This window comes from Pseudomonas sp. 43A (assembly GCF_013363935.1).
Lineage (GTDB): Bacteria > Pseudomonadota > Gammaproteobacteria > Pseudomonadales > Pseudomonadaceae > Aquipseudomonas > Aquipseudomonas crudilactis.
This window is the reverse complement of record NZ_CP054880.1, coordinates 5,234,711-5,258,828: the sequence shown is the minus strand read 5'-3', so window position 1 is coordinate 5,258,828 and position 24,118 is coordinate 5,234,711. Positions and strand designations below refer to the sequence as shown.

At 58.8% G+C, this 24,118-nt stretch carries 22 protein-coding genes; 9 read left to right on the top strand and 13 right to left on the bottom strand.

What is annotated here, in order from left to right:
- Nucleotides 1-42: 42 nt before the first annotated feature.
- From HUW52_RS22945 to gcl, 8 genes are all read right to left on the bottom strand, one after another.
- Nucleotides 43-1,041 (bottom strand): sulfate ABC transporter substrate-binding protein, encoded by a 999-nt coding sequence (locus tag HUW52_RS22945; protein WP_016987500.1) that lies wholly within the window; start codon nt 1,039-1,041, stop codon nt 43-45.
- A gap of 104 nt (nt 1,042-1,145) precedes the next feature.
- Nucleotides 1,146-1,970 (bottom strand): ion transporter, encoded by an 825-nt coding sequence (locus HUW52_RS22940; RefSeq protein WP_038363916.1) that lies wholly within the window; start codon nt 1,968-1,970, stop codon nt 1,146-1,148.
- A 21-nt stretch (nt 1,971-1,991) separates the two neighbouring features.
- Entirely contained in the window at nt 1,992-2,906 is a 915-nt protein-coding gene (locus HUW52_RS22935; RefSeq protein WP_175554977.1) for an urea transporter, read from the bottom strand.
- 214 nt (nt 2,907-3,120) lie between these two features.
- Nucleotides 3,121-4,536: a pyruvate kinase gene (gene pyk, locus HUW52_RS22930; RefSeq protein WP_116032412.1), complete on the bottom strand. Its 1,416-nt coding sequence runs from the start codon at nt 4,534-4,536 to the stop codon at nt 3,121-3,123.
- Nucleotides 4,533-5,807, bottom strand: coding sequence for a glycerate kinase (locus tag HUW52_RS22925; RefSeq protein WP_175554976.1), 1,275 nt, complete (start codon nt 5,805-5,807; stop codon nt 4,533-4,535). The genes pyk and HUW52_RS22925 overlap by 4 nt, the downstream gene beginning before the upstream one ends.
- A gap of 152 nt (nt 5,808-5,959) precedes the next feature.
- Nucleotides 5,960-6,853, bottom strand: coding sequence for a 2-hydroxy-3-oxopropionate reductase (locus HUW52_RS22920; RefSeq protein ID WP_007919937.1), 894 nt, complete (start codon nt 6,851-6,853; stop codon nt 5,960-5,962).
- Nucleotides 6,854-7,013: 160 nt separating this feature from the next.
- Nucleotides 7,014-7,796 carry a hydroxypyruvate isomerase gene (gene hyi / locus HUW52_RS22915; RefSeq protein ID WP_077571696.1) on the bottom strand — a complete coding sequence of 261 codons (783 nt, stop codon included), beginning with the start codon at nt 7,794-7,796 and terminating at the stop codon, nt 7,014-7,016.
- Nucleotides 7,797-7,915: 119 nt separating this feature from the next.
- Nucleotides 7,916-9,691, bottom strand: a complete 1,776-nt coding sequence (gene gcl / locus HUW52_RS22910; protein WP_007919935.1) for a glyoxylate carboligase — start codon at nt 9,689-9,691, stop codon at nt 7,916-7,918.
- Nucleotides 9,692-9,959: 268 nt separating this feature from the next.
- Here gcl and HUW52_RS22905 point away from each other — a divergent pair, with 268 nt between their 5' ends.
- The gene (locus HUW52_RS22905; RefSeq protein WP_175554975.1) at nt 9,960-10,400 is read left to right on the top strand and encodes a heme-binding protein; all 441 of its coding nucleotides are present in this window, start codon (nt 9,960-9,962) and stop codon (nt 10,398-10,400) included.
- Nucleotides 10,401-10,609: 209 nt separating this feature from the next.
- A complete protein-coding gene (locus HUW52_RS22900) occupies nt 10,610-11,068 on the top strand; it encodes a transposase (RefSeq protein WP_093439884.1) in 459 nt (152 codons plus the stop codon).
- A 110-nt stretch (nt 11,069-11,178) separates the two neighbouring features.
- On the opposite strand, the gene HUW52_RS22895 is transcribed toward HUW52_RS22900, so the two are convergent.
- The gene (locus HUW52_RS22895; RefSeq protein WP_008083515.1) at nt 11,179-11,787 is read right to left on the bottom strand and encodes a TetR/AcrR family transcriptional regulator; all 609 of its coding nucleotides are present in this window, start codon (nt 11,785-11,787) and stop codon (nt 11,179-11,181) included.
- 135 nt (nt 11,788-11,922) lie between these two features.
- Between HUW52_RS22895 and HUW52_RS22890 the strand changes: the two genes are divergently transcribed.
- On the top strand, nt 11,923-12,837 hold the full coding sequence (locus HUW52_RS22890) for a DUF808 domain-containing protein (protein ID WP_016987508.1): 915 nt from the start codon (nt 11,923-11,925) through the stop codon (nt 12,835-12,837).
- Nucleotides 12,838-12,965: 128 nt separating this feature from the next.
- Here HUW52_RS22890 and HUW52_RS22885 read toward each other — a convergent pair whose 3' ends face one another.
- Both HUW52_RS22885 and HUW52_RS22880 read right to left on the bottom strand, forming a co-directional pair.
- Complete coding sequence (locus tag HUW52_RS22885) at nt 12,966-13,754, bottom strand: VacJ family lipoprotein (protein WP_175554974.1); 789 nt, start codon at nt 13,752-13,754, stop codon at nt 12,966-12,968.
- Nucleotides 13,747-15,045, bottom strand: a complete 1,299-nt coding sequence (locus HUW52_RS22880) for a serine protein kinase PrkA (RefSeq protein ID WP_016987510.1) — start codon at nt 15,043-15,045, stop codon at nt 13,747-13,749. Before HUW52_RS22880 ends, HUW52_RS22885 begins: the two co-directional genes overlap by 8 nt.
- Before the next feature lie 224 nt (nt 15,046-15,269).
- Between HUW52_RS22880 and HUW52_RS22875 the strand changes: the two genes are divergently transcribed.
- Nucleotides 15,270-15,638 (top strand): hypothetical protein, encoded by a 369-nt coding sequence (locus HUW52_RS22875; RefSeq protein ID WP_175554973.1) that lies wholly within the window; start codon nt 15,270-15,272, stop codon nt 15,636-15,638.
- Between the two features lie 97 nt (nt 15,639-15,735).
- Here the strand turns inward: HUW52_RS22875 and HUW52_RS22870 are convergent, their stop codons facing one another.
- Nucleotides 15,736-17,331: a beta (1-6) glucans synthase gene (locus tag HUW52_RS22870; protein ID WP_175554972.1), complete on the bottom strand. Its 1,596-nt coding sequence runs from the start codon at nt 17,329-17,331 to the stop codon at nt 15,736-15,738.
- Nucleotides 17,332-17,617: 286 nt separating this feature from the next.
- On the opposite strand from HUW52_RS22870, the gene HUW52_RS22865 reads away from it, so the two are divergent.
- The 3 genes from HUW52_RS22865 to HUW52_RS22855 all read left to right on the top strand — a co-directional run bounded on the left by HUW52_RS22865 (nt 17,618) and on the right by HUW52_RS22855 (nt 20,676).
- Nucleotides 17,618-18,469, top strand: a complete 852-nt coding sequence (locus tag HUW52_RS22865) for a glycine betaine ABC transporter substrate-binding protein (protein WP_034151546.1) — start codon at nt 17,618-17,620, stop codon at nt 18,467-18,469.
- Between the two features lie 240 nt (nt 18,470-18,709).
- The gene (locus HUW52_RS22860) at nt 18,710-19,021 is read left to right on the top strand and encodes a DUF485 domain-containing protein (protein WP_016987516.1); all 312 of its coding nucleotides are present in this window, start codon (nt 18,710-18,712) and stop codon (nt 19,019-19,021) included.
- Nucleotides 19,018-20,676 carry a cation acetate symporter gene (locus HUW52_RS22855; RefSeq protein ID WP_122600285.1) on the top strand — a complete coding sequence of 553 codons (1,659 nt, stop codon included), beginning with the start codon at nt 19,018-19,020 and terminating at the stop codon, nt 20,674-20,676. Before HUW52_RS22860 ends, HUW52_RS22855 begins: the two co-directional genes overlap by 4 nt.
- A gap of 1,050 nt (nt 20,677-21,726) precedes the next feature.
- On the opposite strand, the gene gltA is transcribed toward HUW52_RS22855, so the two are convergent.
- Nucleotides 21,727-23,016, bottom strand: a complete 1,290-nt coding sequence (gltA, locus tag HUW52_RS22850; protein ID WP_007919904.1) for a citrate synthase — start codon at nt 23,014-23,016, stop codon at nt 21,727-21,729.
- A gap of 363 nt (nt 23,017-23,379) precedes the next feature.
- On the opposite strand from gltA, the gene sdhC reads away from it, so the two are divergent.
- Nucleotides 23,380-23,754, top strand: coding sequence for a succinate dehydrogenase, cytochrome b556 subunit (sdhC, locus tag HUW52_RS22845; RefSeq protein WP_016773673.1), 375 nt, complete (start codon nt 23,380-23,382; stop codon nt 23,752-23,754).
- Nucleotides 23,748-24,116 (top strand): succinate dehydrogenase, hydrophobic membrane anchor protein, encoded by a 369-nt coding sequence (gene sdhD, locus HUW52_RS22840; protein WP_016987864.1) that lies wholly within the window; start codon nt 23,748-23,750, stop codon nt 24,114-24,116. The genes sdhC and sdhD overlap by 7 nt, the downstream gene beginning before the upstream one ends.
- The last annotated feature ends 2 nt before the right edge of the window (nt 24,117-24,118 follow it).

The window sequence follows — 24,118 nt, the reverse complement described above, 5'->3', positions numbered from 1 at the left end:
AGGCGACCTCAGTGGATCGCCTTTTCCATGTCAGCTTAAACCTTACTGCCCACTGTAAATCTGATCGAAAACCCCACCATCATTGAAGTGAGTCTTCTGCACTGTACGCCAGTCACCAAAGGTCTTCTCCACCGAAAGGAAATCAACTTTCGGGAAGCGATCGGTGTACTTCGCCAACACCGCCGGATCACGCGGACGCAGGTAGTTCGCCGCCGCAATCTCCTGGCCTTCCGGCGACCACAGGTACTTCAGGTACTCATCCGCCGCCGCACGCGAACCTTTCTTGTCGACCACTTTATCGACCACGGACACCGGCGGCTCTGCTTCAGCAGAAACGCTCGGGTAGATCACTTCAAACTGATCACGGCCAAACTCGCGAGCAATCATTTCCGCTTCGTTTTCGAAGGTCACCAGCACGTCGCCGATCTGGTTGGTCATGAACGTCGTAGTCGCCGCGCGGCCACCGGTATCCAGTACCGGCGCTTGCTTGAACAGTTTGCCGACGAAGTCTTTGGCCTTGTTCTCGTCGCCACCATTTTTCAGCACATAACCCCACGCGGACAAGTAGGTATAGCGGCCGTTACCCGAGGTTTTCGGGTTTGGCACGATCACTTGCACGCCGTCCTTGAGCAGATCCGGCCAGTCTTTCAGCGCTTTCGGGTTGCCTTTGCGGACGATGAACACAGTGGCCGAGGTGAACGGCGCGCTGTTGTTCGGCAGTCGGGTGACCCAGTTCTCCGGCACCAGTTTGCCGTTGTCGGCGAGGGCGTTGATGTCGGTGGCCATGTTCATGGTGATGACGTCAGCCGGCAGGCCATCGATGACCGAGCGCGCTTGCTTGCTCGAACCGCCGAATGACATCTGCACGGTGATGTTTTCGTTGTGCTCGGCTTGCCAGTGTTTCTGGAACGCAGTGTTGTAGTCCTTGTAGAAATCGCGCATCACGTCGTAGGAAACGTTGAGCAGCGTCGGGGCTGCCTGGGCGAGGTTGGCCAAGGCCAGGCCGGCGGCGAGAAGTGAGGCGCCAAAGAGTTTTTTCACTGCGCATTCCTTGTTTTATCGGTGTAGAAGCAGGGGGTGATGTTCAATTGCCACTGACTATAACGGGGCGCGCATAGTCGTTTAAAGATTAAAAAGCTCTGTGCTTATTCCAGTTTCTTGAAGAGTGCATTGCCACATCGCGAGCAGAACGCGGCGCCGTGTTCATGGCTGTTTTTCTTGCACACCGGGCAGTCGTGTTGCAGCTGTTCGCCGCGCATGGCGTTGGCCAGTTCGGCGGTGAAAATCCCCGTCGGCACGGCGATGATCGAGTAACCGGTGATCATCACCAGCGACGAAATCACCTGACCCAGCGGGGTCTTCGGCACAATGTCGCCGAAGCCCACGGTGGTCAGCGTGACGATAGCCCAATAGATGCCTTTGGGAATGCTGGTGAAGCCATGCTCGGGGCCTTCGATCACATACATCAGCGTGCCGAACACCGTCACCAGCGTGCAGACGCTGACCAGAAACACGACGATTTTCTGCTTGCTGCCACGCAGCGCCGACATCAAGTAGTTGGCTTGCTTGAGGTACGGGCTGAGCTTGAGCACACGGAAAATCCGCAGCATCCGAATGATCCGGATAATCAGCAGGTACTGCGCGTCGCTGTAATACAGGGCGAGGATGCCCGGCACGATCGCCAGCAAATCCACCAGCCCGTAAAAGCTGAAGGCGTAGCGCAACGGCTTCGGTGAGCAGTACAGACGCAAGATGTACTCGCCGAGAAAGATGATCGTGAAGCCCCACTCGATGTAGGCCAGCACGTTCGCATAGTTCTGGTGAATGCTGTCGATGCTGTCGAGCATCACGATCACCAGACTGGCGAGGATGATCAACAGCAGGATGCCATCGAAGCGACGCCCGGCGCGGGTGTCGCTCTGGAAAATCATCACGTAAAGCCGTTCGCGCCAACTGTTGCTGCTGTCCATGGAAAACGCCTGAATCGAAGATCAGCGCAGCCTAGGTTGATTCTCCCCATGAGCGCAAGGCGCACGCTCGACCGGGTTTTTGCCGAGCGTCTGAATCCCGGCACGGATCAGCCAGCCGGCGAGGATAAACGGCGCGGTCAACGTCGCGAGGCCGACCGCCGCAAACAGCGGCGTGACCAGCAGCGCGAGGACGATACCGAGCAGCGGCAGCCACGGTTGTTGGCGTTGGGCGGAAAAAGCGAGGGCGGCGAGCACGGCGTTGTAGCTGCCGAGGCCTAACAGTGCAGCGCTGGTTTCGTGGTGCAGCAGACTGGAGCCGAGGCCGATCGCCGACGCCAGCAGCGCCCAGCAAAACGCCCGGCGATCAGCGATCAGCAAACCGATGGCGATCAATGCGCCGGCCAGTGGGTGACCGAGGAACATCACTTGGCCCAAACCGCGCAGTTCAGCGGCGAGCAGGTTCAGCGTGTTCATCTCGATGTGCGCCATCGGCGCCGACGGTTCGGCGAACAACAGCAGGATCCAGCTCAGCGCCACAAACGGCGAGGTGTAGGCCGGAATCGAGCGGCTGCGGTACACATGTTTGAGCCATTGCTGCGTGGCCATCGCGCTCAGTCCGCCGGCTGCGAGAATCAGCGGTGGCAGCAGCGGTGACCATGGGAAATACAGGCTCAGCAGCAGGCCAAGCAAAATGCCGTTGTAGCTGAACAACCCGGCCTGGCGATCAGCCTTGGCGTAGTTGCGCCGTTGCGCGGTGAGCAAACCGGCGACGGCACCGAGCAGCGCACCGGCGAACAGCACTGGCGCAGTGAGCAGGATCGCCAACAGGCACAGGAGGCCGCACAGCGGATGGCGCTGGAGGAATATCTGACTGAAACCGTTGAGCAAAGCCTCGGCCCAGTCGGGGCAGTGGGTGTTGAAATGATTGGCAGGCATGGCAGTTCTGAAAGTCAGTGAAACCGAGGCGCCTGCATCGCCAGCAGGCTGGCTCCCACACTGAATCTCTGTTCAGTCTTGATCTTGTGAACGACACAAAACCCATGTGGGAGCCAGCCTGCTGGCGATGAGGCCAGTTGTAGCGCTCAAGCATTTTGATTGAAGGAATTACCGCTATTCCCCCAAGTGCTTTTTGAGCTTGAAACGGTGTGGCTTAAATCAATGTTTCGATCCGCAGCGAGTTAGTCGATCCCGGCTGCCCGAACGGCACGCCGGCAGTGATCAGCAGCGTGTCACCACGCTCGGCCATGCCTTGTGCCTGGGCGATTTCCAGCGCGGTTGAGCAAACCTCATCGACCTGACGCAGACGATCGTTGACCACCGAATGAATGCCCCACGCCACGCTCAAACGCCGTGCGGTTTGCAGGTTCGGCGTGAGGTTGAGGATCGGCGCTTTCGGCCGTTCCCGCGCCGCACGCAAACTCGATGCACCCGACTCGCTGTAGTTGACCAGCACCGCCACCGGCAGCACGTTGCTGATACGCCGGATCGCACAGCTGATCGCATCGGAAACGGTCGCTTCAGCCTTCGGCCGGCTGACGTCGAGCTGGGTCTGATAATCCGGGCCGTTCTCAACCTGACGAATGATCTTGCTCATCATCTGCACAGCTTCCAGCGGGTATTCGCCGGACGCGGTTTCTGCCGACAACATCACCGCGTCAGCGCCTTCGGCCACGGCGTTGGCAACGTCCGTTACCTCAGCGCGGGTCGGGGCAGGGGAGAAGCGCATCGACTCAAGCATCTGTGTCGCTACTACCACCGGTTTGCCGAGTTCACGGCAGGTGGTGATGATGTTTTTCTGAATCTGCGGCACGCTTTCGGCAGGTACTTCAACGCCGAGGTCACCGCGAGCCACCATGATCGCGTCACTCAGTTCCGCGATTTCGCGCAGTTGTTCAACGGCGGAAGGCTTCTCGATTTTCGCCATCAAAAAGGCTTTGTCGCCGATCAGCGCGCGGGCTTCGATGATGTCTTGCGGGCGCTGCACAAACGACAGCGCGACCCAGTCCACGCCCAGCTCCAGACCGAAGCTCAGGTCGCGGCGATCCTTGGCGGTCAGCGGGCTGAGGTCGAGCACCGCTTGCGGTACGTTGACGCCTTTGCGATCCGACAGTTCGCCGCCGTTGAGCACGGTGGTATCGATCGCATCGTCGTACTTGGTGACCACGCGCAGACGCAGTTTGCCGTCGTCGAGCAACAGATCCATGCCCGCTTCCAGCGCGGCAATGATCTCCGGATGCGGCAGATTGACCCGGCGCTCGTCGCCCGGCGTCGCGTCCAGATCCAGACGGAAGGCCTGACCGCGATGCAGCTGCACCTTGCCGTCAGCGAACTTGCCGACGCGCAGTTTCGGCCCCTGCAAGTCCATCAGAATGCCCAGCGGATAGTTGAGCTGGCGCTCGACTTCGCGGATCCACTGATAGCGCTTGGCGTGGTCGGCGTGATCGCCGTGGCTGAAGTTCAGGCGAAAGATATTCACCCCGGCCTCGACCAGTTCGCGGATGTCTTCGATGCCATCGACAGCAGGCCCGAGGGTGGCGAGGATTTTGACCTTTTTATCAGGCGTCATGATTTGCAGCTCTCAAGGATCAGAATGGCGCGGAAGTCGTTGACGTTGGTGCGGGTCGGCTCGGTGACGATCAGCGCATCGAGCGCCGCGAAATAGCCGTAGCCGTTGTTGTTATCCAGCTCGTCGCTGGCGCTCAAACCGAGGGCGGCGGCGCGGGCGTAGCTGTCCGGGGTCATGATCGCGCCGGCGTTGTCTTCCGAGCCGTCGATGCCGTCGGTGTCACCGGCCAGGGCGTAGACGCCGGGCTGGCCCTTGAGGCTGTCGGTGAGGCTCAGAAGGAATTCGGCGTTGCGTCCGCCACGGCCGTTGCCGCGCACGGTCACGGTGGTTTCGCCGCCGGAGAGAATCACGCACGGCGCTGCCAATGGCTGGCCATGGTTGATGATCTGGCGGGCGATGCCGGCGTGGACTTTCGCCACTTCGCGCGACTCACCTTCGAGATCGCCAAGGATCAGCGTGCTGAAACCGGCCTGACGGCATTTCACCGCAGCGGCATCCAGCGATTGCTGCGGGCGGGCGATCAACTGGAAGTGACTGCGCGCCAGGCTCGGGTCGCCGGGTTTGACGGTTTCCGACTCGGGGCTTTGCAGCCAGTTACGCACGGAAGCGGGGATTTCGATGCCGTAGCGTTTGATGATCGCCAGCGCTTCAGCGGAGGTGCTTGGGTCGGCCACGGTCGGGCCGGACGCGATGACCGTGGCGAGGTCGCCCGGTACATCGGAAATTGCGTAGGTGTAGACAGTCGCAGGCCAGCAGGCCTTGCCGAGACGGCCGCCCTTGATCGCCGAGAGGTGCTTGCGCACGCAGTTCATCTCGCCGATGGTCGCGCCGGATTTGAGCAGGGCTTTGTTGATCGATTGCTTGTCGGCGAGGGTGATGCCTGCGGCCGGCAGGGCCAGCAGGGCAGAGCCGCCACCGGAGAGCAGGAAGATCACGCGGTCTTCTTCAGTCAGGTTACTGACCAGCTCGAGCACGCGTTTGGCCACGGCCAGACCGGCAGCGTCCGGCACCGGATGCGCGGCTTCGACCACTTCGATTTTTTCGCACGGGGCGCCGTGACCGTAACGGGTCACAACCAGGCCAGACACTTCACCTTCCCAGCTGCGCTCGACCACTTGCGCCATGGCGGCAGCGGCTTTGCCGGCACCGATGACGATCACCCGGCCGGTACGATCGGCAGGCAAATGGGCTTCGAGGACCTGGTTCGGATGGGCCGCGTCGATGGCTGTGGCAAACAGCTCGCGCAGCAGTTGTTGCGGATCGACCGACATGGCGGGCTCCCGGAATTCTTGTTATTCGAAAGGGCAACTCAGATCCCTTGTGGGAGCGAGCCTGCTCGCGAAGGCGGTGTGTCAGCCAACATGGATGTTGAATGTGCAACCGCTTTCGCGAGCAGGCTCGCTCCCACAGGGTTTGCGGAGGCTTATTTGTTGTCGCGAATCGAGAAGTTGGCCATGTGTTCCAGACCTTTGATCAGCGCCGAGTGGTCCCAGTTGCTGCCACCGATGGCCGCGCAGGTGCTGAACACTTGCTGGGCGTTGGCGGTGTTCGGCAGGTTGATGTTCAGCTCCTTGGCGCCTTGCAGGGCCAGGTTCAGATCCTTCTGGTGCAGGCTGATGCGGAAGCCTGGATCGAAAGTGCCTTTGATCATGCGCTCGCCGTGCACTTCTAGGATCTTCGAGGACGCGAAACCGCCCATCAGTGCTTCACGCACTTTGGCTGGGTCAGCACCGTTTTTCGAAGCGAACAGCAGGGCTTCAGCGACGGCCTGAATGTTCAGGGCGACGATGATCTGATTCGCGACTTTGGCGGTTTGACCGTCGCCATTGCCACCGACCAGGGTGATGTTCTTGCCCATGGCCTGGAACAGCGGCAGCGCGCGTTCGAAGGCATCGGCGTCGCCACCGATCATGATGCTCAGGGTCGCGGCCTTGGCGCCGACTTCACCACCGGATACCGGTGCGTCGAGGTATTGCGCGCCTTTTTCGTTGATCTTCGCGGCGAAAGCTTTGGTCGCAGTCGGCGAGATCGAGCTCATGTCGATGACGATTTTGCCTTTGCTCAGGCCCGCGGCAACGCCGTCAGCGCGGAACAGTACGTCGTCTACCTGTGGGGTATCCGGGACCATGACGATGATGAATTCAGCTTCCTGCGCGACTTCGCGCGGGTTGGCCAGGGCGACGGCGCCAGCGGCAACCAGGTCGGCCGGGGCGGCGTCGTGGTGCGCCGACAGGAACAGGCTGTGACCGGCTTTCTGCAGGTTCGAAGCCATTGGGTGGCCCATGATGCCGGTGCCGATAAATCCGATTTTAGCCATGAGAAAATCCTCTTGTTTTTATTGCTGCTTCAAGCAAAAAGGGAGCTGCTTTTATGTGGGAGCGAGCCTGCTCGCGAATGCGGTGGAACATTCAATATCCGTGTTGACTGAACCACCGCATTCGCGAGCAGGCTCGCTCCCACAGGGTTTTGCAGTGTTCTTAGATTGCGTTGTGGGTTTTCAGCCAGCCGAGGCCTGCTTCGGTGGTGGTCAGCGGCTTGTATTCACAGCCGACCCAACCCTGATAACCGATGCGGTCGAGGTGTTCGAACAGGAAACGGTAGTTGATCTCACCGGTGCCTGGTTCGTTGCGCCCCGGGTTGTCCGCGAGCTGCACATGGTTGATCTCGCCCAGATGCGATTGCAGGGTGCGGGCCAGATCGCCTTCCATGATTTGCATGTGATAGATGTCGTATTGCAGGAACAGATTGGCGCTGCCGACCTGCTCGCGAATCGACAGGGCTTGCGCCGTGTTGTTCAGGTAGAAACCCGGGATGTCGCGGGTGTTGATCGCTTCCATCACCAGTTTGATGCCCGCCGCTTGCAGCTTGTCAGCCGCGTATTTGAGGTTGGCAACGAAGGTCTTTTCCACGGTGGCATCATCAACGCCTTGTGGACGAATACCGGCCAGGCAGTTGATCTGGGTGTTGCCCAGCACTTGCGCGTAGGCAATCGCCAGATCGACACCGGCGCGGAACTCTTCAACCCGATCCGGCAGGCACGCGATACCGCGCTCGCCCTTGGCCCAGTCACCGGCCGGCAGGTTGAACAGCACTTGGGTCAGACCGTTGGCATCGAGCTTGGCCTTGATTTCAGCGGAGCTGAAGTCGTACGGGAACAGGTACTCGACCCCGCTGAAGCCAGCCTTGGCGGCGGCGTCGAAACGGGCAAGGAAATCCTGCTCGGTGAACAGCATGGACAGGTTGGCGGCGAAACGCGGCATGGTGGTCTCCTAAAAACGGATGTGACACGGTTGGTCAGACTGAACGCGATCAGTCCCCTCTCCTGGGGGAGAGGGAAATGTAGCCACCCTCTCCCGGAGGGAGAGGGAGCTAATTACGATCAATCAAGCAGCGAAATCGCCGTTGGCGCATCGTTGCCGACCAGCGCCAGGTCTTCGAATTCGTTGACAGCGTTGATCTCGGTACCCATGGAGATGTTGGTCACACGCTCCAGAATGATCTCGACGATCACCGGCACCTTGAACTCTTCGATCATCTGTTCGGCCTTGCGCAGGGCAGGGGCGATTTCCGATGGCTCGAACACACGCAGCGCTTTACAGCCGAGGCCTTCAGCCACTGCGACGTGGTCAACACCGTAACCGTTGAGTTCCGGCGCGTTCAGGTTATCGAAGGACAGCTGCACGCAGTAGTCCATTTCGAACCCGCGCTGGGCCTGACGGATCAGACCCAGGTACGAGTTGTTCACCACGACGTGGATGTACGGCAGTTTGAACTGAGCGCCGACCGCCAGTTCTTCGATCATGAACTGGAAGTCATAGTCCCCCGACAGGGCCACGACTTTACGGCTCGGATCGGCCTTCACCACGCCCAGCGCAGCCGGAATGGTCCAGCCCAACGGGCCGGCCTGGCCGCAGTTGATCCAGTGACGCGGCTTGTAAACGTGCAGGAACTGCGCGCCGGCAATCTGCGACAGACCAATGGTGCTGACGTAGCAAGTGTCCTTGCCGAACACCTGGTTCATTTCTTCGTAAACGCGCTGTGGTTTCACCGGCACGTTGTCGAAGTGAGTCTTGCGATGCAGGCTGGCTTTGCGCTGCTGGCAATCTTGCAGCCAGGCACTGCGGTTTTTCAGCTTGCCGGCGGCTTGCCATTCACGGGCGACTTCGATGAACACGGTCAGTGCTGCAGCGGCGTCGGAAACGATGCCCAGATCCGGCGTGAACACACGACCGATCTGCGTGCCTTCGATGTCGACGTGAATGAACTTGCGACCTTCGGTGTAAACGTCAACCGAACCGGTGTGACGGTTAGCCCAACGGTTGCCGATCCCCAAAACCACGTCGGATTTCAGCATGGTGGCGTTGCCGTAACGGTGCGAAGTCTGCAGACCGACCATACCGACCATCAACGGGTGATCGTCCGGGATGGTGCCCCAGCCCATCAGGGTCGGGATCACCGGAATACCGGTCAGCTCAGCGAATTCGACCAGCAGATCGCTGGCGTCGGCGTTGATGATGCCGCCGCCGGCCACCAGCAGTGGACGTTCAGCCTGATCAAGCAGCGCCAGAGCCTTTTCAACCTGAACGCGGGTAGCGGTCGGTTTGGCCAATGGCAGCGGCTGGTAGGCGTCGATGTCGAATTCGATTTCGGCCATCTGCACGTCGAACGGCAAGTCGATCAGTACTGGACCTGGACGGCCGGAGCGCATTTCAAAGAACGCTTTCTGGAACGCGTAAGGCACTTGGCCCGGTTCCAGAACAGTGGTCGCCCACTTGGTGACTGGCTTGACGATGCTGGTGATGTCGACAGCCTGGAAGTCTTCCTTGTGCATACGGGCGCGGGGTGCCTGGCCGGTAATGCAGAGGATTGGAATCGAGTCGGCCGAAGCGCTGTAGAGCCCGGTGACCATGTCGGTACCGGCAGGGCCGGAAGTACCGATGCACACGCCGATGTTGCCGGCCTTGGTGCGGGTGTAGCCCTCGGCCATGTGCGAGGCGCCTTCCACGTGGCGAGCAAGGACGTGATCGATGCCACCGACTTTCTGCAAGGCGGAGTACAGCGGGTTGATGGCAGCGCCCGGGATGCCAAAAGCGGTATCAACCCCTTCACGGCGCATCACCAGAACGGCGGCTTCGATTGCTCTCATTTTGCTCATGGTTTTGTGCCTCTTTACGTTTTGTAATTGTATACAAGTGGCTTTGCGCAGAGTGTATTCACGGCGGACGGCGCAGGTCAATCCATTTTCTCAAGCGCCTGTTTCATTCGTCGGAAGCCTGTCTGACTGTGGCTTTTCGTCGCATGCGGCGCTTTTCGAGAATTATTGTATACAAAAAAATAACTCATTGTGTTCTATTTGTTGCATCGGCCTGCGGCAGAAAACCGCAGGCCCACGACTTTCCCTATAACAAAATGAGGACGGCACCATGAGCGCTTTAACCTTGAAAGTCGCAGTCAAACTGGTCAACGAAGCCATCAACGCAGGGCGCGGCATCAACGCCGCGCCGCTGACCATCGCGGTACTCGACACCGGCGGTCACCTGATCACCCTGCAACGCGAAGACGGCGCCAGCCTTCTGCGCCCGAACATCGCCATCGGCAAAGCCTGGGGCGCCATCGCGCTGGGCAAAGGCTCGCGCCTGCTCGCACTCGACGCGCAACAACGCCCGGCCTTTATTGCCGCACTCAACAGCATGGGCCAGGGCAGCGTCGTGCCGGCACCGGGTGGTGTGTTGATTCGGGATCAGGCGGGGAATGTGCTGGGAGCGATCGGGATCAGCGGGGATTTGTCGGATATTGATGAGCAGGTGGCGATCAGGGCGGTGGAGGCGTTGGAGTTGCGGGCGGATGCGGGGGTGGCGGCTTGATCTGTAGCGTCTGAACTGAAGTCTTCGCGAGCAAGCTCGCTCCCACAGGTTTGTGTTCTGACACATAAAGTGTGAACACCTCAAATCCCCTGTGGGAGCGAGCTTGCTCGCGAAGGCGATTCAACGGACACATCTGGCTAACAGTCTTGACGCTTCCTTCCCGTGTACAGATCTAACCTTTCAAGTCATCTCTTGAAAGGGGCAAAGGAATGCCGAAACTGTCCGCTTCACATCGCTTGCGCTTTGGTCGTTACGACGAGCCCAACCGAATTTATCTGCTGACTGCCAATACCCTATATCGCGAACCTGTTTTCCACGATTTTGCGTTGGGCAGGTTGGTCGTTGACCAATTTCGACGCGCCCAAGAGCAGGGCTTTGCCGACTCTTTGGCGTGGGTGGTTATGCCTGACCACTTTCATTGGTTGATCGATTTGAAGCGAGGTTCCTTGAGTGACCTGATGCAACGGACAAAATCCTTGAGCGCGCGGGCTGTGAATATGGCTGCGGATAGAAAAGGCAGTTTGTGGCAGCAGGGATTTCATGACCGTGCGCTGAGGCGGGAAGACGATTTGGTGAAAATGGCGCGATATGTCGTGGCCAACCCATTGCGGGCAGGTTTAGTGCAGAAGTTTGGCGACTATCCCCTGTGGGATGCGATGTGGGTCTGACAGGCTAACCGAGTCGCTCCATTCGCGAGCAAGCTCGCTCCCACATTGGATCTGTGGCGTTCACGAATCCCTGTGGGAGCGAGCTTGCTCGCGAAGCGGTCACCGCAGTCTTACTGATCCGGCTCACACCCTTTCAGCACCAAGCGGATAATCGTCTGTGCCGCCGCTTCATAATCCGCCTCGTCCAGCTTGTCCTTCCCCGTGACTGCAGAAATCTGCCAGTCGAAGTCGGCGTAGGTCTGGGTTGCGGCCCAGATGCTGAACATCAGGTGGTTGGGGTCGATCGGGGCGATCTGGCCGCGGTCGATCCAGCTCTGGATGCAGTCGATGTTGTGCTTGGCCTGGCCGTTGAGCTGCTCGACCAGGTCGGCGCTCAGGTGCGGCGCGCCGTGCATGATTTCGCTGGCGAATACTTTCGAGGCGAAGGGCAGGTCGCGGGAGATGCGGATCTTCGAGCGGATGTAGCCGCTCAGCACTTCGCTCGGTACGCCGTCCGGATTGAACGGGGTCGAAGCCTGCAAAATCGGCACGATGATGCTTTCCAATACCTCGCGGTAGAGGTTTTCCTTGGACTTGAAGTAGTAGTAGACGTTGGGCTTGGGCAATCCCGCCTTGGCGGCGATGTCGCTGGTTTTGGTCGCAGCGAAGCCCTTGTCGGCAAACTCCTCGCTGGCGGCACGCAGGATCAGTTCTTTGTTGCGCTCGCGGATTGTGCTCATAAACCCGGTGGTTCCTTGCCTGTTCTGGCGGTTGCGCATGGTAGCACCGGCCTCGCGCAGCGCTCAAGAATGCCCCGTGTGGTCTGTGGTCGCGTTATGCTTCGCAACATTCACACATAAAAGGAAACAGGATTCATGGCAGGAAGCAGTTTGCTGGTGCTGGTCGACGATATTGCCACCGTGCTGGACGACGTGGCGTTGATGAGCAAAATGGCCGCCAAGAAGACCGCCGGCGTGCTCGGCGACGACCTGGCGCTCAATGCCCAGCAGGTCTCCGGCGTGCGTGCCGAGCGGGAAATTCCCGTGGTCTGGGCCGTGGCCAAGGGCTCGTTCGTCAATAAACTGATTCTGGTGCCCTCGGCGCTGGCGATCAGTGCGTTCGTGCCGTGGCTGGTGACACCGCTGCTAATGGTCGGCGGTGCTTACTTGTGTTTCGAAGGTTTCGAGAAGCTCGCGCACAAGTTTTTGCACAGCGAAGCTGAAGATGAAGCAGGGCACGCGCAGCTGACTGAGGCCGTTGCTGATCCAGCGACCGATCTGGTGGCCTATGAAAAGGACAAGATCAAAGGTGCGATTCGCACTGACTTCATCCTGTCTGCAGAAATCATTGCGATCACCTTGGGCACCGTGGCTGATGCTTCGTTGACGCAACAAGTGATCGTGATGTCTGGTATCGCCATCGTCATGACGGTTGGCGTTTACGGCTTGGTGGCGGGCATCGTCAAGCTCGACGATCTCGGTTTGTGGCTGACCCAGAAGCCTGGGCAGTTCGCGAAGAAAATCGGCAGCGCCATTCTCAGCGCCGCACCGTACATGATGAAGACCTTGTCGGTGGTCGGTACGGCGGCGATGTTCCTGGTCGGCGGCGGCATCCTCACCCATGGCGTGCCAGTGCTGCATCACTGGATTGAGGGTGTTGGCGCGGCGGCTGGCAGTGCCGGGTTTGCGGTGCCGATGTTGCTCAATGGTGTCGCGGGGATCATCGCTGGCGCGGTGGTGCTGGCGGTGGTTTCTGTCGTCGGCAAAATCTGGAAAACCGTGAAGGGCTAACCAGCGACACAAAGCAAATGTGGGAGCGAGCTTGCTCGCGAAAGCGGAGTATCAGTCGACTTAAATATTGACTGGACTACCGCATTCGCGAGCAAGCTCGCTCCCACAGTGTTTTGTGGCAACCGTTTTTACTCGGCGATCTGCAGTTTGCGTGACTCGGTGTAGACGTAACGTACTTTCTCGTACTCAAACGGTGAGTTCAGTTGACCGTAGCGGAAACTGGTCTGGTAGCGTTTGTCGACCGCACGCAGGGCCCAGATCTCCGGGTGGTTGGAGCTGACTTCCGAGACGTTGAGGAAGTTGATCGCCGATTCGGTGGTGTAATCCACTGCCAGGCCTGCGGTATCGCGGATGTTCGACGGGCCGAAGATCGGCAGCACGAAATAGGCACCCCCCGGCACCCCATAGAAGCCCAGCGTCTGACCGAAATCTTCGCTCTGACGCGGCAGGCCCATGGCGGTGGCTGGGTCCCACAAACCGGCAATGCCGATGGTGGTGTTGAGCAGCAGCCGCGCGGTGGTTTCCATCGAGCGCTGGCCCTTGAACTGCAGCAGGCTGTTGACCAGGTTCGGCACGTCACCGAGGTTGTTGAAGAAGTTGCTCACCCCCGTACGGACGAAGCTTGGCGTGATGTAACGGTAGCCGTCGACCACCGGCAGAAACACCCATTGGTCGAAGCGATAGTTGAAGTGGTAGACCCGGCGGTTCCACGATTCCAGCGGGTCGTAGACGTTCAGCGCGTTGAGCGTCGAGCGCTCGAACTCGCGTTGATCCAGTCCCGGGTTGAACTTGAGTTTGGATAGCGGCTCTTTGAAGCCGTCGCTGTCGACCACCACGGGCGCGTTGGCTTTACTGTTGTCGGCCTGGGCCACGCCTGCGCAGAGTAGCGCTGCAATCAGCAGGAGATATTTAGCCACGGAAGAACTCCAGCATGGCGTCGCTGTTGACGCGGTAGTTAAGGTTGCCGCAATGGCCGCCCAGTGGATAAACAGTCAGGCGATCACCGAAGGTCTTGCGCAGGAAACCGAGGTCGCCCGGACCAAGGATCACGTCGTCGGCGTTGTGCATCACGGCGATTTTCGGGCTGTCATGCAGGTAATCCTTGAGCGCATACAGGCTCACCTGATCGATCAGTTGCAGCAGGCTGCCGCCATCGGTGCGCGCGCGCCACATCGGGATAACCTGCTCGGTCAGGTAGCAGTCGAAGTCGCATTGCAGCGCACGCTTGAGGAACGGCGTGAGGCTGGTGCCTTCGGTGATCGGAAATTTCGGCGGGGTGATCAGGCCGCGACGGTTGATCAGGTCCGAGGTAAAGGCAATGTCGGCTGCCGAGAAGCGGAACGAAGTGCCGATCAGCATCGCCATCTGCTCGTTGCTCAAGTGCTGCTTGGACTGCTGGAAGTCGTAGAGCAGCGCGTCGTTCAGGTCGATGTAACCTTTTTGCTGGAAGTAGCGGGTCAACTTGGCCAGCACCAGCTCATAGAACGTGGTGCTGTTGTTGATGCCTTTGACTTCGGTCTGGACCAGCTTGTCGAGGTTGGTGATCGAGGTATAGAGGTTGACCGGTGGGTTGAGCAGCAGGACTTTCTTGAAGTTGAAGCTGCGACGGGTTTCATCCAGGTGCGCGACGAACGCGGCGTCGAGGGCGCCGAGGCTATAGCCGGTGAGGTAGTACTCAGTGACTGGCACCTTCGGGTTTTGCGCACGTACTGCCTGCATTACCCGATACATGTCTTCAGCGTCTTCCTTGGTCACCCCTGGTGTGGCGAAGCGTGAAGCGGCGCTGATGAAGTCGAAGCTGGTCGGCGAGGACAATTGCACGACGTGGTAGCCAGCCTTGTAGTAGAGCTTTTTCAGGTATTCGTTGAGCGTGCTGTCGTAGCGCGCACCCGTACCGGCGATCAGGAATATCAGCGGCGCCGGTTTGTCCTGTTCGGCGATGCGGTAGGTCAGCTTTTTCACCGGCCAGAAATTGTCCGGCAGGATGAATTCGCGCTCCGGACGCAGAGTGACGCTGCGGTCTGACTGATTGATGTCATCGTCCAGCGGCAATTCCGGGCGCAAGTCCGGCGGGGTCGTGGCAATGGTCGCCTCGAACGGATTGGTCAGGGGATAGCCATAACTGGCGGCGTCGATATCCACCGCCAGTGCGGACGCACTCGAAATAAGGCCGCTGAACAGCGCGGCGAAGCGCAAGGAACGGAGCATGACTAGATCCCTTAGAGGAAGGTGCCGAATGAAGTTCGCAGGCTATGACCACCGGGTTTGCGCCAAAGTGCCATGCTGCGGCACCAAACAGGCAGAATTCGGAGTAATAGTAGCTGGACGATACACTTTGCACGGTCTGAATGAACAGTTAAGTGTTGTTAGCGCTTGCGTATGCATGACGGCAGATTAAGCTGGCCGCCGATTTCTCATGATTGGAGTGCTTCATGTCCCGCCGCTTGCCCGTGATTGTGCTGCTTGTTCTGTTGCCGTTGTGGCTGGCTGCCAGTTATGGCGCGCGTTATGGCTTTATGGAGGACGGGCAGTGGGTCGGTATCTGCGTGGATGAGGCCAGTCGCTGGGAATGCCAGGTGCGTTCGAACCTTGGGTTGATGATTCACTTCAAGGTATTGGGCTGGACGGCGCTCGGCGCGGCGCTGATCGGTTTTGTCGTGCCCGGGCGGGCAGGGTGGTGGCTGGCGGTGTTGGCGCTGGTGTTTGGGGCGCCGGCACTGGCGTTGTACAACACCACGCTGGCGGTGTTTGCGTTGGTGATTGCCGGGTTGCGTTTGGTCAGAGCGACTCCCAGCGCCTGACAATCAGTCTTCGCGAGCAAGCTCGCTCCCACATTTGGAATGCATTCTCCTGTGGGAGCGAGCTTGCTCGCGAAGAGGTCTTTAGCCTCGCTGAAAATCAGCCCTTGCGAACGCGCAGGCAGCGCCACAACGCAGCCACCATCAAGCCACTCACCAACGCCCACCCCCACGCCTGCTGATTCTGCAACCCTTCCTGATACAACTGCGGTGCAATCCCCGCACCGACAATAAACGTCAGCAACGCAATCTCGCGACGCGGCACGCTCACCGGGCGGCACAGATAAACCAGCGCCGGCAGCACAAATGCCATGCTCGCAAAGCTGCGATAACGCGGATCGAAGACCATCTCGAGCATCATCACCGCAGCGGCAAAACCTGCCGCCGCGACCAGCCAGCCAGCGCGACGTTCCAGCAGATTGAACGCCCGTTGACGCCAGCCAGTGCGAGCACTCAGCGTCAGCGCCGCATGCGCCAACACCAACAGGTTCAACGCGGTCAGCAAACCGACCCACAGCCACTCACTGGCAAACCGCGTGGTCACCCGCGTCAGATCACCCCAAGCGCCAATCGAACAAGCGGCGAGGGCGCCAAGTAGCGGCAACACCAGCGCCGAGCGTGTCGTACGAGCGCGACCGCCAAGGATCAGTGTACCAAGGAAAATCAACCCGCCGACCGCCAGCCATTCCTTCCAGAACGGCACGTTGGTCACCGGCCCGGCCAGCACACCTTTGTCCTGACGATCGGCGTCGAACAAGCCCCAATACCCGCCAACCGCACCTTCACTGCCGCGCTTCCACGGCTGGTCAAACGCTTCGATCAGGTTGTAATGCCAGCCTTCCTTCTCGGCCATTGCGACAAAACCACGAATGAACTTGGCCTCGTTGACCCGGCTCGGCAGGGCGGTCTCACGCTGGCGGCCTTCGCTCGGCCAGCCGGTTTCGCCGATCATCACGTCTTTCGGCGCAAATTTATTGCCGAACACTTGGCGCACATCCGCGACGTGTTGCAGGGCGACGTCGATGTTCGACGGATCATCTTCCCAGTACGGCAGCAAATGGATGGTCAGGAAATCCACCGCTGGCGCGACTTCCGGATGCTTGAGCCAGAACTCCCAGACATCGGCGTACGTCACCGGTTGCTTGACCTGGCTTTTGACCTTATTGATCAGCTTCGCCAGTTGCGCGCCGGTGACTTCCTTGCGCAGCAAGGCTTCGTTGCCGACGATCACCGCGCTGACCACGTCCGGGTTGGCATTGGCCGATTTGATCAGCAGATCGACTTCTTTCTCGGTGTCCACCGGGTTGCTGTTGACCCAAGCGCCGATCATCAATTTCAGGCCATGTTTGCGCGCCAGATCCGGCAACGCCTCCAGGCCCGTCATCGAATAGGTACGAATGCACTCAAAGCGAGTCGCCAGCAATGCGAGGTCGGCGTCCATGCGTTCCGGGCGCAGCTTGAACGGCACGTCGAACGGCGACTGATCTTTATCGAATGGGGTATAGGAGGCGCACTGCAATTTATGCGTCGGGGTCGCAGCGTCCGGCAGGATCACCGGTTGGCCGAGGCCGTACCAGAAGCCCCCGAGGGCAAACAGCCCAAGCAGGCAGGCGAAAAGATACGGCAGAAAGGGAAAGCGGGAAGTCGCGGACATGGTCAGGCCGAGTGGCTGCAAAGCGACGCATGTTACCTGCATTTATAGAGGGGTTGGTGGCTCGCATGATTTGCCCATGCAAAGTTCGGGCGGATTGTCTGGCGTCAAATATTCAGACGCCATTAATGGCCTTGTGATGTCGTTTCTCGCTGTCTTGAGGTCGCTGGCAGAGCAGGTCGCTATTGTCGTCAGGTCGATGATCGAAGTGTCAGTACTCCGCTGATGTTCTAACGAGTTTGCGGTCAGGCGTGATGGGGGCGCCGTGCACCATAACAATACGTTGACGCCGCCCGTCATCCGTCGGGCGCAGCATTTCGGGGAAGTAACGATGAAGATGCGACGACTTTTAGGCGCAAGTGCTGCTCTGGTGCTTGCGATGAGTTCCACGTTCGCCAGTGCAGAAAAACAGACCCTGAACATCGGTTACGTTGACGGCTGGTCCGACAGCGTCGCGACCACCCACGTGGCCGCCGAAGTGATCAAGCAGAAACTCGGCTACGACGTGAAACTGCAAGCCGTCGCCACCGGGATCATGTGGCAGGGCGTGGCCACCGGCAAACTCGACGCCATGCTCTCGGCCTGGCTGCCCGTGACCCACGGCGAATACTGGACGAAGAACAAGGATCTGGTCGTCGATTACGGCCCGAACTTCAAGGATGCGAAAATCGGCCTGATCGTGCCGGAGTATGTGAAAGCCAAGTCGATCGAAGACCTGAAAACCGATGACACCTTCAAAAACCGCATCGTCGGCATCGACGCCGGTTCAGGCGTGATGCTCAAGACCGACCAGGCGATCAAGGATTATGGCCTCGACAAGTACTCGCTCAAGGCCAGTTCCGGCGCTGGCATGATTGCCGAGCTGACCCGTGCCGAGAAGAAAAACGAATCCATCGCCGTCACCGGTTGGGTGCCGCACTGGATGTTCGCCAAGTGGAAACTGCGCTTCCTCGACGACCCGAAAGGCGTGTATGGCGCGGCTGAAACCGTAAACAGCATAGGCAGCAAAGAGCTGGCGACCAAAGCACCGGAAGTGGCCAAGTTCCTGAAGAACTTCCAGTGGGCGTCGAAAGACGAGATCGGCGAAGTGATGCTGGCGATTCAGGACGGTGCCAAACCTGAAGCAGCGGCGAAAGATTGGGTCGCCAAGCACCCGGATCGCGTGGCTGACTGGACCAAATAACCGCTTCACCGCCTGAACCTGTGGGAGCGAGCTTGCTCGCGAATGCGATCTGTCAGTTGATGCAAATATCGACTGATCCGACGCTTTCGCGAGCAAGCTCGCTCCCACAGTTGTTTTGTGTGTACCGGAAATTGGCAAAAGTGTCATGGCGTTCTACTACTAAGGTCGTCTGTTACCGCTCCCGCAGCCGCATACATTAGCTATGTTCCAACAATAATCTGTGCTGCGAGGATAAAAACAATGAACGACAGCATTTACCTCTCGATTCAAAACAGTCCCCGATTCAAGGAGCTGGTTCAGAAAAGGGAACGATTCGCCTGGATTCTCTCGGCAATCATGCTCGGGCTTTACTCCGCATTCATTCTGCTGATCGCATACGGGCCGCATATTCTGGGCGCGAAGATCAGTCCTGAATCATCCATTACCTGGGGCATCCCGATCGGTGTCGGGCTGATTCTTTCGGCATTCATCCTCACCGGTATCTACGTGCGCCGCGCCAATGGCGAGTTTGACGACCTGAACAATGCGATTCTCAAGGAGGCTCAGCAATGATCCGGCGTCTACTGGCTTTATTGAGTGTTGCCGCTTTCGCGCCGAGTGTCTGGGCGGCTGACGCGTTGACGGGTGAAGTGGCCAAACAGCCACTGAACATTCCAGCGATCCTGATGTTCGTCGCCTTCGTTGGCGCGACGTTGTACATCACCTACTGGGCCTCGAAGAAAAACAACTCGGCGGCCGACTACTATGCGGCCGGCGGCAAGATCACCGGTTTCCAGAACGGTCTGGCGATTGCCGGTGACTACATGTCGGCAGCGTCCTTCTTGGGGATTTCCGCGCTGGTGTTCACCTCCGGCTACGATGGCCTGATCTACTCGATCGGCTTCCTGGTGGGCTGGCCGATCATCCTGTTCCTGATCGCCGAGCGTCTGCGTAACCTGGGTAAATACACCTTTGCCGACGTGGCGTCCTACCGCCTCGGGCAAACCCAGATCCGCACGCTGTCGGCCTGCGGTTCGCTGGTGGTGGTGGCGTTCTACCTGATCGCGCAAATGGTCGGTGCCGGCAAGTTGATCCAGCTGTTGTTCGGTCTGGACTACCACGTCGCGGTGATTCTGGTCGGTGTGCTGATGTGCATGTACGTGTTGTTCGGCGGCATGCTGGCGACCACTTGGGTGCAGATCATCAAGGCCGTGCTGTTGCTGTCCGGTGCCTCGTTCATGGCGTTGATGGTGATGAAGCACGTAGGCTTCGACTTCAACACGCTGTTCTCCGAGGCGATCAAGGTTCACGCCAAAGGCGAAGCGATCATGAGCCCGGGCGGTCTGGTCAAGGATCCGATTTCGGCCTTCTCGCTGGGTCTGGCGCTGATGTTCGGTACCGCTGGCCTGCCACACATTCTGATGCGCTTCTTCACCGTAAGTGACGCAAAAGAAGCACGTAAGAGCGTGCTCTACGCCACTGGCTTCATCGGCTACTTCTACATCCTGACCTTCATCATCGGCTTCGGCGCGATCCTGCTGGTCAGCACCAACCCGGCCTTCAAAGATGCTGCTGGCGCGCTGTTGGGCGGCAACAACATGGCGGCGGTGCACCTGGCCAACGCGGTCGGTGGCAGTATCTTCCTCGGCTTTATCTCGGCGGTGGCGTTCGCGACCATTCTGGCGGTTGTGGCAGGCCTGACGCTGGCCGGTGCTTCGGCGGTTTCTCACGACCTGTATGCCAGTGTGATCAAGAAGGGCAAGGCGAACGAGAAGGACGAGATTCGTGTCTCGAAGATCACCACCATTGCCTTGGCAGTGCTGGCGATTGGCTTGGGCATCCTGTTCGAAAGCCAGAACATTGCGTTCATGGTGGGCCTGGCGTTCTCGATCGCGGCGAGCTGTAACTTCCCGGTACTGCTGCTTTCGATGTACTGGAAGAAGCTGACCACTCGTGGTGCGATGATTGGCGGCTGGTTGGGGCTGGTCAGTGCCGTTGGTTTGATGGTGCTTGGGCCGACCATCTGGGTGCAGATTCTGCATCATGAGAAGGCGATCTTCCCTTACGAGTATCCGGCGCTGTTTTCGATGATCATTGCTTTTGTGGGGATCTGGTTCTTCTCGATTACTGACAAGTCGGCGGCGGCTGACAAAGAACGTGCGCTGTTCTTCCCGCAGTTTGTGCGTTCGCAGACTGGGTTGGGGGCGAGTGGGGCGGTTTCGCATTGATTGTTTGATGGTTTTGTAATGTTGTGCCGAATGCCCCGGTTGAGAGATCGGGGCATTTTTTGTGGGCGGTTATCGGGCGGGCTGTGTTTTTTGTGTGGATCGTGTACATATCCGTTGCTGCGGTAGCGGCGGCTTAGGGTTTCGCCCTGACGGCGACTCACTTTTTTTCAAACGCCAAAAAAAGTAATCAAAAAACGCTTGCTCCTACGTGCGGCCCGCTCGCTGGGGCTCGGGGTTCCTTCGTTGCGGGATCGATCCGGGCGCAGCGCCTACGGTTTGCTTCGCTGCACCTCCTCTCGCTGTGTTTGGCTTCGCCAAACGGTCGCTGCGCTCCCACGCCCGGATCAATCCCTCCACTCAGCCTTCCGACGTCGCTGGTGGATCAAGATCAAGAGCAGGCGAGCTGCCACTCGGCCTATTGAGTGGTGAAGAGCGGGTGGTCGGCTTTGGATTTGTGGTGGATTTGCCCCTCACCCCAGCCCTCTCCCGAGGGAGAGGGAGCCGATTTGTGGGCTTTTCAAAACCTGAGTTCAACGCGGTATCGCACGTCGGCGTAGCTCTCCCAAACACCTCAATCAGTCCCCTCTCCCTCCGGGAGAGGGCTAGGGTGAGGGGCTCTTGATCTGGCTTGTGATCTTGATCTGGCTTTGGCTTCGGCTTTTGATCTTTTGCCCCATCGGCAGGCCGAGCGTAGGTGTTCATCCGGGGGGAGGCGCGCAGCGCCGTGCGGCGAAGCCGCATACATCGAGAGGAGGTGCAGCGAAGCAAACCGTAGGCGATGCCCCCGGATGGACACCGTAGCGAGGGAACACTGAGCCTCAGCGAAGTGCCGTACGCCAGGGGCAAAGCCTTTTGCTTACTTTTCGGCGTTTGGAAAAGTGAGTCGCTGTAAGAGCGAAACCGCCAGCGGCAGGACCCGAAGAAACGGATATAAACCCAATACCCAAAACCAGTCGGCCCACAGGCCGCTGAGACCACACAAACAAAAACGGCCCCTATATAAATAGAGGCCGTTCCCGGTAAAACTAAGACTTCATCGCAAGACAGGTCTTATTTGCGGTCTTCCAGCTTGGAAATATCACGCGACTCGTAACCAGTGTACAACTGGCGCGGACGGCCAATCTTGTACGGGCTGGAGAGCATTTCTTTCCAGTGGGAGATCCAGCCAACAGTACGTGCCAGCGCGAAAATCACCGTGAACATGCTGGTCGGAATGCCGATCGCCTTGAGGATGATCCCCGAGTAGAAGTCGACGTTCGGGTACAGCGAGCGTTCGATGAAGTACGGGTCGGTCAGCGCGATCTCTTCCAGGCGCATGGCCAGTTCGAGTTGCGGATCGTTGTTGATGCCCAGTTCCTTCAGTACTTCGTCGCAGGTCTGCTTCATGACAGTCGCGCGAGGGTCGCGGTTCTTGTAAACGCGGTGACCGAAGCCCATCAGTTTGAACGGATCGTTCTTGTCCTTGGCCTTGGCGATGAACTTGTCGATGTTCGAAACATCGCCAATTTCGTCAAGCATGGTCAAAACGGCTTCGTTCGCGCCGCCGTGGGCAGGGCCCCACAGTGCGGCGATACCGGCGGCGATACAGGCGAACGGGTTGGCACCCGAAGAACCGGCCAGTCGCACGGTGGAGGTCGAAGCGTTCTGCTCGTGGTCGGCATGGAGGATGAAGATCCGGTCCATGGCCTTGGCGAGCACCGGGCTGATCGGTTTGATCTCGCACGGGGTGTTGAACATCATGTGCAGGAAGTTTTCCGCGTACGTCAGGTCGTTGCGCGGGTACATCATGGGTTGGCCCATGGAGTACTTGTAAACCATCGCTGCCAGGGTCGGCATCTTGGCAACCAGACGGATCGCGGAGATTTCGCGATGCTGCGGGTTATTGATGTCGAGGGAGTCGTGGTAGAAGGCCGAGAGGGCGCCGACTACACCGCACATGACGGCCATTGGATGGGCGTCGCGACGGAAACCGTTGAAGAAGGTTTTCAGCTGCTCGTGAACCATGGTGTGGTTTTTCACGGTGCTGACGAACTGGGCCTTCTGTTCTGCGGTCGGCAGTTCGCCGTTGAGCAGCAGGTAGCAGGTTTCCAGGTAGTCCGATTTTTCAGCCAGCTGTTCGATCGGGTAGCCGCGGTGCAACAGAATGCCGTTGTCGCCGTCGATATAGGTGATCTTCGATTCGCACGAGGCGGTCGACATGAAACCCGGGTCGAAAGTGAAGCGGCCCGTGGCCGTCAGGCCCCGAACATCGATTACATCGGGACCAACGGTGCCGGTTAAAATGGGCAGCTCGACGGGGGCTGCGCCCTCGATGATCAACTGCGCTTTTTTGTCAGCCATGTGGCCTCCTATTTATGCTTGAACCATCAGACAGACCCCCCACGCAGGGCCCGCACCACTATAGTGAGATAAATTCGAATGTCAATTTGCCTAAAGTCTTGCTCCAGAAGGCTTTAAGCGCACTTTTTCCTCGAAATTGACTGCCATTTACGCCTTTTATACGACTTGTGCAATCAGCTATTTGGGGTAGGTGATTGCGTTGTCATTAGTAGCCTAACTGTCTATACTCGGCCACCGACCGCCAAGGGCTTTTGGGCTTGCTTTCATTGGGGGTCGCATCCCTGGGTGGTGGTTACCTGACCAGTGCACTCCCCAACAACTTTGCCCTGATTGTTAGGGGCTCTTCAGTGTGAAAAAAAAGCCGTGAAAAGCCAACGACCTGTAAACCTAGACCTAAGGACCATCAAACTCCCAGTCACTGCTTACACGTCCATTCTTCACCGTATCTCCGGTGTCATCCTCTTCGTGTGCCTTGCCATCATGCTTTATGCATTGGACAAGTCGCTGAGCTCCGAGGAAGGCTTCGGTCAGGTGAAAGCGTGTCTGACCAGTCCGCTAGCCAAGCTAGTGATTTGGGGCATCCTGTCCGCTCTGCTGTATCACCTGGTAGCCGGTGTGCGCCATTTGATCATGGACATGGGCATCGGTGAGACGCTGGAAGGCGGCAAACTGGGCTCGAAAATCGTTATCGCCGTTTCCGTGGTGGTAATCGTTCTGGCAGGAGTTTGGATATGGTAACTAACGTCACGAACCTGTCGCGTTCGGGCCTCTATGACTGGATGGCGCAACGTGTGTCTGCGGTCGTTCTCGCGGCTTACTTCATCTTTCTGATCGGATACGTCGTGGCCCACCCTGGCCTCGAGTATGCCCAGTGGCATGACCTGTTCGCCCACAACGGGATGCGTATTTTCAGCCTCCTGGCCCTTGTTGCTCTCGGCGCTCACGCCTGGGTCGGCATGTGGACCATCGCGACTGACTACCTGACGCCAATGGCGTTCGGCAAGTCCGCGACGGCTATACGTTTCCTTTTCCAGGCAGTATGCGGCGTTGCGATGTTCGCTTACTTCGTCTGGGGTGTGCAGATTCTCTGGGGTATCTGAGT

What these genes read in the sequence shown, in the direction of transcription:
- HUW52_RS22855 (WP_122600285.1), top strand. Translation starts at nt 19,018, where the DNA reads ATGATCCGGCGTCTACTGGCTTTATTGAGTGTTGCCGCTTTCGCGCCG.
- HUW52_RS22865 (WP_034151546.1), top strand. Translation starts at nt 17,618, where the DNA reads ATGAAGATGCGACGACTTTTAGGCGCAAGTGCTGCTCTGGTGCTTGCG.
- HUW52_RS22895 (WP_008083515.1), bottom strand. Translation starts at nt 11,787, where the DNA reads ATGAGCACAATCCGCGAGCGCAACAAAGAACTGATCCTGCGTGCCGCC.
- HUW52_RS22880 (WP_016987510.1), bottom strand. Translation starts at nt 15,045, where the DNA reads ATGCTCCGTTCCTTGCGCTTCGCCGCGCTGTTCAGCGGCCTTATTTCG.
- HUW52_RS22875 (WP_175554973.1), top strand. Translation starts at nt 15,270, where the DNA reads ATGTCCCGCCGCTTGCCCGTGATTGTGCTGCTTGTTCTGTTGCCGTTG.
- HUW52_RS22905 (WP_175554975.1), top strand. Translation starts at nt 9,960, where the DNA reads ATGAGCGCTTTAACCTTGAAAGTCGCAGTCAAACTGGTCAACGAAGCC.
- hyi (WP_077571696.1), bottom strand. Translation starts at nt 7,796, where the DNA reads ATGCCGCGTTTCGCCGCCAACCTGTCCATGCTGTTCACCGAGCAGGAT.
- HUW52_RS22940 (WP_038363916.1), bottom strand. Translation starts at nt 1,970, where the DNA reads ATGGACAGCAGCAACAGTTGGCGCGAACGGCTTTACGTGATGATTTTC.
- HUW52_RS22870 (WP_175554972.1), bottom strand. Translation starts at nt 17,331, where the DNA reads ATGCAGGTAACATGCGTCGCTTTGCAGCCACTCGGCCTGACCATGTCC.
- HUW52_RS22935 (WP_175554977.1), bottom strand. Translation starts at nt 2,906, where the DNA reads ATGCCTGCCAATCATTTCAACACCCACTGCCCCGACTGGGCCGAGGCT.
- gcl (WP_007919935.1), bottom strand. Translation starts at nt 9,691, where the DNA reads ATGAGCAAAATGAGAGCAATCGAAGCCGCCGTTCTGGTGATGCGCCGT.
- sdhD (WP_016987864.1), top strand. Translation starts at nt 23,748, where the DNA reads ATGGTAACTAACGTCACGAACCTGTCGCGTTCGGGCCTCTATGACTGG.
- HUW52_RS22925 (WP_175554976.1), bottom strand. Translation starts at nt 5,807, where the DNA reads ATGTCGGTCGATCCGCAACAACTGCTGCGCGAGCTGTTTGCCACAGCC.
- HUW52_RS22900 (WP_093439884.1), top strand. Translation starts at nt 10,610, where the DNA reads ATGCCGAAACTGTCCGCTTCACATCGCTTGCGCTTTGGTCGTTACGAC.
- HUW52_RS22890 (WP_016987508.1), top strand. Translation starts at nt 11,923, where the DNA reads ATGGCAGGAAGCAGTTTGCTGGTGCTGGTCGACGATATTGCCACCGTG.
- gltA (WP_007919904.1), bottom strand. Translation starts at nt 23,016, where the DNA reads ATGGCTGACAAAAAAGCGCAGTTGATCATCGAGGGCGCAGCCCCCGTC.
- pyk (WP_116032412.1), bottom strand. Translation starts at nt 4,536, where the DNA reads ATGACGCCTGATAAAAAGGTCAAAATCCTCGCCACCCTCGGGCCTGCT.
- HUW52_RS22920 (WP_007919937.1), bottom strand. Translation starts at nt 6,853, where the DNA reads ATGGCTAAAATCGGATTTATCGGCACCGGCATCATGGGCCACCCAATG.
- HUW52_RS22860 (WP_016987516.1), top strand. Translation starts at nt 18,710, where the DNA reads ATGAACGACAGCATTTACCTCTCGATTCAAAACAGTCCCCGATTCAAG.